Source organism: Psychrobacter sp. TB20-MNA-CIBAN-0197 (assembly GCF_040309765.1).
Taxonomy (GTDB): Bacteria; Pseudomonadota; Gammaproteobacteria; order Pseudomonadales; family Moraxellaceae; genus Psychrobacter; species Psychrobacter submarinus.
Genome location: NZ_JBEOPC010000464.1, coordinates 1 through 278 on the forward strand (window position 1 = coordinate 1; position 278 = coordinate 278).

The 278-nt window shown below is 42.8% G+C and carries 1 protein-coding gene; it reads right to left on the reverse strand.

Going from position 1 to position 278, the window contains the following annotated elements:
• A partial coding sequence (rlmJ, locus tag AAEY83_RS14510; protein WP_351059956.1) for a 23S rRNA (adenine(2030)-N(6))-methyltransferase RlmJ occupies window positions 1–278 on the reverse strand: 278 nt, incomplete at both ends.

Below are 278 nucleotides of genomic sequence, written 5' to 3' on the forward strand. Positions count from 1 at the left end.
CTTCAGTGCCTAATTCAAATAGCTGAATGTTGCGCATTCCTGAATCAATTAAGCCCTGCTCCATATTATCAATGCGTTCTCTGTCTACTACCGGATACCAAATCATATAAGTACCTGTAGCAAAACGCAGATGAGCTTTAACTAAGGTTTTTACAACCGTTTCGTAGTCATCTTTAATTTCGTACGGTGGGTCAATTAATACACACGCCCTGCGAGATGCTGGTGGTAATAATCCTACTAAGCCGGTAAAGCCATCTTCTCCGCGCACACGAATGGAG